Annotated in this window: 7 protein-coding genes; 3 read left to right on the forward strand and 4 right to left on the reverse strand. The window is 41.0% G+C overall.

Annotation, left to right across the window (positions count from 1 at the left end):
• Positions 1 to 56: 56 nt before the first annotated feature.
• Positions 57 to 950 carry a response regulator gene (locus CWC18_RS09155; protein ID WP_138593500.1) on the forward strand — a complete coding sequence of 298 codons (894 nt, stop codon included), beginning with the start codon at positions 57 to 59 and terminating at the stop codon, positions 948 to 950.
• Positions 951 to 960: 10 nt separating this feature from the next.
• Here the strand turns inward: CWC18_RS09155 and CWC18_RS09160 are convergent, their stop codons facing one another.
• Entirely contained in the window at positions 961 to 1413 is a 453-nt protein-coding gene (locus CWC18_RS09160) for a hypothetical protein (RefSeq protein WP_138593499.1), read from the reverse strand.
• A 254-nt stretch (positions 1414 to 1667) separates the two neighbouring features.
• Positions 1668 to 1928 carry a hypothetical protein gene (locus tag CWC18_RS09165; RefSeq protein ID WP_138675139.1) on the reverse strand — a complete coding sequence of 87 codons (261 nt, stop codon included), beginning with the start codon at positions 1926 to 1928 and terminating at the stop codon, positions 1668 to 1670.
• Positions 1929 to 2053: 125 nt separating this feature from the next.
• Here CWC18_RS09165 and nhaR point away from each other — a divergent pair, with 125 nt between their 5' ends.
• Positions 2054 to 2947 carry a transcriptional activator NhaR gene (nhaR, locus tag CWC18_RS09170; protein ID WP_138593497.1) on the forward strand — a complete coding sequence of 298 codons (894 nt, stop codon included), beginning with the start codon at positions 2054 to 2056 and terminating at the stop codon, positions 2945 to 2947.
• Here the strand turns inward: nhaR and CWC18_RS09175 are convergent.
• Entirely contained in the window at positions 2944 to 3873 is a 930-nt protein-coding gene (locus tag CWC18_RS09175) for a LysR substrate-binding domain-containing protein (protein ID WP_138675140.1), read from the reverse strand. The two genes, nhaR and CWC18_RS09175, sit on opposite strands and share 4 nt — an antisense overlap.
• A gap of 198 nt (positions 3874 to 4071) precedes the next feature.
• Here CWC18_RS09175 and CWC18_RS09180 point away from each other — a divergent pair, with 198 nt between their 5' ends.
• Positions 4072 to 4545, forward strand: coding sequence for an OsmC family protein (locus CWC18_RS09180; RefSeq protein WP_138593496.1), 474 nt, complete (start codon positions 4072 to 4074; stop codon positions 4543 to 4545).
• Positions 4546 to 5059: 514 nt separating this feature from the next.
• Here CWC18_RS09180 and CWC18_RS09185 read toward each other — a convergent pair.
• Complete coding sequence (locus CWC18_RS09185) at positions 5060 to 6211, reverse strand: alkene reductase (RefSeq protein WP_138675141.1); 1152 nt, start codon at positions 6209 to 6211, stop codon at positions 5060 to 5062.
• Between the last annotated feature and the right edge of the window lie 74 nt (positions 6212 to 6285).

Raw genomic sequence — 6285 nt, forward strand, 5'->3', positions numbered from 1 at the left:
TGATGGATGAAAAATATGCCTATAATAAAAACAAGTTTTTATAAAAGTTGTGCCGAGTGAAAATCTTAATTGTTGATGATAGTCAAGCAACCTTAGAAATCGTAAATCGTGCGCTAGAGAAATTCGGCTATCGTAAGTTATTAATTCAAAAAGCGAATAGTGCTAAATCTGCGCTGCAGTATATAGGTAATTGGAAGCCTGACATTGTATTAACGGATTGGTATATGCCAGATATGTCAGGGTTAGTGCTATTACAAGCAATCAAACAACGTCAGCTTAATATTACGGTGGCGATGATCACCACGGTGGATGAGCAGGCACAAATTGATCAAGCCTTCGCAGCGGGTGCTTCGTTTGTATTGTCAAAGCCATTTACGGATGATGAGCTTCATGCACATTTACTGCCACTTGTGCAAGGCGCTGAAGAAAATGAAATTATACTGGATGACATAGAAGTTAACGGTGAATTAGCATTACCCAAGCTCAGTCAGCTCGAAAGGTTGATACATAAACAAGTAGACGACTCACTGTGCATCAAGCCGATACATGCGCAAGAATTTGATGAAACTAAAGTACCCTGTTTAATGGCTGTTTATGAAGATAAAGAAAGCCAAAAGATAAGAGCGGTTGGTATACTTGATGTCTATGCCGCCTGTGTCATGGCCAGTGGGGTTCGGGTTATTTCGCCAGAAGAAGTACAGCAAGCAATCCATCAAAATTTAGTAACCAGCGAAATACTCGATGCGAGCAAAGAGGCGCTAAGTGCGACAGCTTTTGCGTTTTTAGATAAAAAAACCAAAATGAGCTTACGGATAAAAACGGTTAAGTTTGTTGCCTCACCTTTTCGAAAGCTTGAGTTACTTTATCAAACTCAAGCAGACAGCCGCATTGACTTTAGTTGCCAACGTGAAGGCATGGCACTGGGGAAAGTTCTATTGGTCGGCTTTTAAAACGCGATATTTAGGCCATTGCACTGATTAACACTCCTGGGTCTGTAATACCTGCATTTTTTAGAGCTTCTCTTACATTTTCTGCCATGCTAAATAATTCAGTTTGTAATTGGGCCACATAATTTGCTTGTTGTAACTGCATATCTTGTTTTACTTGATCATTAAGATCTGAGCGCGCTTTTAATTCAACTAGGCGTTGTTGCTCTTGCTCAATTTGTTCCTTTATTTTTTCTATCTGTTCAAGCATTTTTTGAATATGCAAAGGGAGGCTGTCTTTTTTTGAACCAGTTTTTTCCTCTTTTTCACTGTTATTTAACTGCTTAAGGTCACGTTCTGATAGTTGATGAGATGCAGTGCTTTTTTCTGAACGGTCAGTTTCATCCTTAACACTGTTAGCTTTACCTTCTTCGAGTGTTGATAATTGATTATGTGATAGAGGGGCGATTGGTTGGTGTATTTTCATCCTTAATACTCTAACTATTTATTCGTAGATAAGTCGGTATGTTATATATCGGCCGAAAGCGGTGTTACTTTAAGATAAAATGGTGTGAAATAAGCGGCATCCGTGCCGCTGCAAGTGCTTGGGAAAAAATGTTTTTGTACAATACTACTGTTTCATGAACTTAGGTGATCAGTGCGCGTTATCAGCATGACTCAATTGATGACAACTCTCGTGATTAAGACAGGTTGTATTTTTGCGAGAGTACAAGCTGACTATTATTGAGTGCGCGTTTTAATGCTTGGAGCAAGTCTTTTCCTTTGGCTTTTACCGATATGTCGGGTAAACCTGGCAAACTCAAATTTTACATGACATAGCTTTAAACCAGTATGTTGAGCATGAGTAATATCGCTGACTTGCACATCAATCTGGCGAATATTGGTTTCGTATTGAGTGAGCTGCGTCGAGACTAACTTGGACAGCTTAACTCTTGTAGCGGCATTCATTACTTTGTTCTTCACTGTCAATTTTAGCTTCATTGCTATATCCAAATATAAATTAAGTGTATTTAGTCGCGCCTTTATTGCAGGCTTGTGTTTAATCTACTAAGGTATATAAAAAGATAAAAGCTGATTATTTCTTATTTAATCATCGGTAAAAGCGAATGATAACAAACATAAATTATAACCATCTGTATTACTTTTGGCAGGTGAGTAAACATGGCAGCATTGCTAATGCCAGTAAAGTGCTGCATTTAACACCACAAACAGTCAGTGCCCAAATAACCAGCTTGGAGCAACGTTTAGGTAAAGCGCTTTTTTTAAGAGAAGGGCGTGGTCTGAGGTTGACTGAATTTGGACAAATAACGCAGCAGTACGCTGATGATATGTTTGCAATTGCCGAAGAGTGGCTAGAAACGACCCAAGGTGACTTAGAACATATATCTAGAACTTTAAGAGTCGGTATTTCAGATGCATTGCCCAAATCATTGGTATCAAAGTGGCTCTCCCCGTTTATTGAGAATGACCGGATCACCAACTTACATTGTGTAGATGGCCAGCAAGCGGAGCTTTTGGCGCAGATGGCAACGCACAAATTAGATTTGGTATTGGCTGATAAGCCATTAGATAGTTCGCTACCATTTAAGGCTTTTTGCCACGAAATTGGTAAAAGTCAGCTGGGTTTTTTTGGTAATAAAGCGTCATTGGATACATTGAAAGAAAGTTATCCGCAATCACTGGCAGATGTGCCTGTTATATTACCGGCTAAATCGAGCCCTATGACGAGTGCAATAAAATACTGGTTGGAAGAGCAAGCAATTGAGATCTCTATTGCTGGGCATGTCGATGATAGCGCATTAATGAAAGCGTTAGGCCAGCAAGGCTTTGGGTTGTTCGCAGCGCCATTGTTAGTAAAAGAGGAGATTGAAAAGCATTACGATGTGAGAGCTATTGGCGTCATAGACAATGTATATCAAAATTATTATGCCTTTACGCCTGACAGGCTGATAAAAGATTCTATTTATTCTGAGTTTGTGAGGCACGCTCAGCACTGTTAAGTGCTTGCCTTCTCGTTAGCTGTCATATGCTGAAATTGATCGCGCACCCAAGTTGCAAAAATAGCCAGATCAGAATGAGGCTCGGGTTGTTCAGGGCTTACTAAGTAGTAGCTGTAATCAAGCTTTAAGGATTGTGTATGACACCGTACAAGTGTTTCACTTTTTATGTCATTATCAACGATATGATGCCACGCAAGTGCCAGGCCTTGTTGGTGTTTTGCGGCTTCTAATACCAAAGTCACATGACTAAAGTGACGGTGTTGCATAGGTTGGCTGGTGGTTATATTTAGCTTTTTTAACCACATTTGCCAAGAGACATTGCTGGGCGCATCTTCGGCGGCTGCGTCATACTGTAATAGCGCGTGTGACGCAATCAGGTGTTGAATATCAGCATTGCTTTTTTGCAAGAGAAGTTGAGGGTGACACACCGGGTATATATATTCATCGGCTAAAAATTGTGCATATGCTTGTTGTGCATATCCGTCGCCAAAATGTAGATGGGCATCAATAGGCGCAGTGGAAAAATCGACTAATTGATCTTGGGCATGCACGATGACGTTGATATCTGGGTGGACTTTATAAAAATGTGAGAGTCTGGGGATCAGCCAGTTTTGTGCTAATGAGGGGATAGCCGCAATGTGTAATGATCGTTGTGAAGCAGCTGCAATACTATTTGCTACGCCGACTTGAATAAGTGAAATCCCCTTGTTTGCACTGTGCATTAAGGCGTGTCCAGCATCGGTAAGCCCGACCCCTTTTGCTTGCCTTTTGAACAAAGGCACACCGATATGTGCTTCGAGTAATTTCATTTGATGACTCACGGCGCTAGGTGTGATGTGCAATGTGGCCGCGGCACGGCTAAAACTGAGTGTTTGCGTGACGACCGTAAATGTATGGATAGCCGAGTAAGAAAATTGATTGCTCATTTTATAGTTGTGTGAGTTTTTATCATATACCTTTCAGTTTATGTTCTTAAGCTTCAGTAATACACAGGTATTATGGTTTTTCAGAGCGTGAGTATGATTGTTTTGTGAGTTTAACTCACTTTAGAGTGACGTATTATCGCTTTTTATTACTATGCCGCTGATGCAACATAGACGGCATTTTATCTAAGGAGTAAAAACGTGTCTCAATATAAAGCATCAATTCAATGGTATAAAAAGCCATCAGAATATTTCGTTGACCTAAAGTATAGTCGAGTCCATCAATGGCAGTTTTCAACAGGCACATGCATTGCAGCATCGTCAGCGCCGAGTATTGTGCCACTCCCCTATTCCGATGCCAATAATATTGATCCAGAAGAAGCTTTTGTGGCTGCTTTATCAAGTTGTCATATGCTATTTTTTCTTGATTTAGCAGCTCGGAAAAAATGGGTCGTTGAATCTTATCTGGATAATGCTATCGGTACTTTGGCAATAGATGCGAACGGAAAAAAAGCGATGACGCATGTGCTGTTAAAGCCTTTGGTGATTTTGGGGGAGAACGTCGTCGTCTCTGATGCGCAGATCAGCGCCTTACATCATCAAGCACACGAATTATGCTTTATCGCTAACTCAGTTCTGACTAAGGTGGAAGTTAACCCTATTTACTCGGCTTAAAGCCTGATGGTGAGTTTCTATATTGTGTGCGTAAAGCTGCACACAGTATAATAGTCACTGAGGTCGCTGGCGTTCAGTTTGCTTAGGGTTAAACATTATTTGCACTGTGTATTCATGGCGCTTATGCGCTATTTTATAGTGCCAGCTTAGTTGTTGTTTACTCACTTGCAAGGGAAGCAGTAGCCCTAGACCTGTCCCCGATGAAACGAGCATTGACACCCACTTAAAATTATTGCCAGCCTTAAAAAATACCTATGAGATATTGTCGAGTTCTCAAAATTGAACGGATAATATGCGCTTTACACTGAAAGAGATAGCGAAATTGGCCTACTCAGTGCTAAAGAAACACGCCTAATCCACCGTTAGTTATTAAGGCTTATTGAAGGCGTTAGCTGATCACTCTAAACGTTAAGCCCGGAAATCGCCTATCTTTTAAGCTGAATTTAAAAGATAAGCAATGAATGAAAAATAGTCAATTTGGGGTGGGTGTATGTTTAACTGTTTAAATGTTCGTTTATGCATGTTTGCTCCGGTCATAAGTTGGGTAATCACTGTAACCGACATCAGTACCTCCATACATAGTATTAGGGTCCACTTGGTTTAGTGGCCAATGGTTCTTTAACCGTTCTGGTAAGTCTGGGTTAGCAATAAATGGTCGTCCAAAAGCAAAAAGGTCGCCATATCCCTCATTTAAAATTCTCAGCGCTTTTTCAACTGTATACTTACCAGCGTAAATAATTCGTCCTGAAAATAACTGACGCGCTTTCTGATAAAACTCCACCGGTAAACCCGGCGCATTTTCCCAATCGGCTTCAGCAACAGATAAATAAGCCAGCCCAGCGTCTTCAAGTAATTTTATCGCTTCTGCGTAAGTTCTTAATGGATCAGACTCGACTAAGCCTAAATATACCCGCTGCTCGGTTGTACTTTCAAATAACGGCGCAAAGCGAACCCCCATGCGTTCAGCCCCGACGACCTGACTCACAGCAACAACCACTTCTTTTAAAAACTTCAAACGATTTTCAAGCGAGCCGCCATATTCGTCCGTACGTTGGTTGGTGTGTTCAGAAATAAACTGATTAATGAGATACCCGTTTGCACAATGTAACTCAACGCCATCAAAGCCCGCATCCAAGGCATTTTGTGCAGCCAACGCATACATTTTCACAAGATCTTTCACTTCTTGTGTTTGTAACTCTCTTGGTTGGCTCGGCTTTGCTAAGTCCCCCTCACCAGGCGCGGTTTCGACAAAAACACTTACAGTATCAGCTGTAATCGCTGACGGTGCAACCGGCTTGGTGTTATCTGGTTGTAAGCTTGTATGAGAAACGCGACCCACATGCCACAATTGTGCAAAAATAACTCCGCCTTTTTTGTGTACAGCATCCGTTACCAACTTCCAACCTTCGACTTGTTCTAACGAATGAATTCCAGGCGTCCAGGCGTAACCTTGTCCTCTAGGTTCTATTTGTGTGCCTTCTGTTACCATAAAACCGGCACCCGCTCGCTGTGCGTAGTATTTTGCCATCAATTTATTTGGAATATTACCCGGCTGAGTGCTTCTTGAACGAGTTAATGGCGGCATAACAATATGATTTTTCAGTTCGTATGGGCCTAAAGTGGTGCGCTCAAAAAGAGCTTGAGTAGTAATATTTTCTTTTAACATAACTATGCCTTAATTATTGACTCAGTCTTCGTAAAACTTTACTTAGACTAATTTTTAAATGCTTAAATGCTTAA

Origin of the sequence: Pseudoalteromonas aurantia (assembly GCF_005886875.1) — a bacterium.
Taxonomy (GTDB): Bacteria; Pseudomonadota; Gammaproteobacteria; order Enterobacterales; family Alteromonadaceae; genus Pseudoalteromonas; species Pseudoalteromonas aurantia_A.

What these genes read in the sequence shown, in the direction of transcription:
- CWC18_RS09160 (WP_138593499.1), bottom strand. Translation starts at nt 1,413, where the DNA reads ATGAAAATACACCAACCAATCGCCCCTCTATCACATAATCAATTATCA.
- CWC18_RS09165 (WP_138675139.1), bottom strand. Translation starts at nt 1,928, where the DNA reads ATGAAGCTAAAATTGACAGTGAAGAACAAAGTAATGAATGCCGCTACA.
- nhaR (WP_138593497.1), top strand. Translation starts at nt 2,054, where the DNA reads ATGATAACAAACATAAATTATAACCATCTGTATTACTTTTGGCAGGTG.
- CWC18_RS09175 (WP_138675140.1), bottom strand. Translation starts at nt 3,873, where the DNA reads ATGAGCAATCAATTTTCTTACTCGGCTATCCATACATTTACGGTCGTC.
- CWC18_RS09185 (WP_138675141.1), bottom strand. Translation starts at nt 6,211, where the DNA reads ATGTTAAAAGAAAATATTACTACTCAAGCTCTTTTTGAGCGCACCACT.